This is a genomic window from Kribbella pittospori, assembly GCF_004331465.1.
Lineage (GTDB): Bacteria > Actinomycetota > Actinomycetes > Propionibacteriales > Kribbellaceae > Kribbella > Kribbella pittospori.
Genome location: NZ_SJKB01000060.1, coordinates 1 through 588, shown reverse-complemented (window position 1 = coordinate 588; position 588 = coordinate 1). Strand labels below are relative to the sequence as shown.

Below are 588 nucleotides of genomic sequence, written 5' to 3'. Positions count from 1 at the left end.
AGGGAGCCGTCGAAGGTGGGGCTGGCGATTAGGACGAAGTCGTAACAAGGTAGCCGTACCGGAAGGTGCGGCTGGATCACCTCCTTTCTAAGGAGCACTCGGCGCCGGCTCGTAAGAGTCTGGTGCCTACTCATCACTGCTCGAGCGTTCGTCTCGGGGTGATGGTGCTTCGGACTGTGGAACATTGACCATTAGGCCTGGATCCCGATCGATCGAGCTAGTACTGCTGCCCTCTCGGGGGTGGCGTGGAACGTGAGTGAGTGTGGGTGAAGGGCCGAGGCGCGCTGTTGGGTCCTGAGGAATCGGGCCTGGGCTCGGAAGAGTCTTGGACTGGTTGTCTCTGGGTCACAGTCGCACCGACTCGCGAGAGTGGGTGTGACATGGTGGCTGGGGCCGGCTCTCACCAAACTGCTGGTGGGTTCATCTGATGGGTGGGTTGTTTCCCTTGAGGATGTTTCTCGCTTGTGTGTGGTGAATGTGGGTCGGTAGCCTGCCCGTATTTTGAGAACTGTATAGTGGACGCGAGCATCTCTTTGTAGCGTAATTTTGCTTTTTGTTGTTTGTTTTTGTGACAAGCTACTAAGGGCA

The 588-nt window shown here is 56.8% G+C and carries 1 protein-coding gene and 1 rRNA gene; one reads left to right on the top strand and one right to left on the bottom strand.

Annotated features, from left to right (window positions below):
* Positions 1–87: ribosomal RNA gene (locus E0H73_RS45610) — 16S ribosomal RNA — on the top strand; the annotation flags it as partial.
* Positions 88–400: 313 nt separating this feature from the next.
* On the opposite strand, the gene E0H73_RS47845 is transcribed toward E0H73_RS45610, so the two are convergent.
* Positions 401–588 (bottom strand): hypothetical protein (locus E0H73_RS47845; RefSeq protein ID WP_238164703.1); only part of this gene is annotated, 188 nt, incomplete at its 5' end.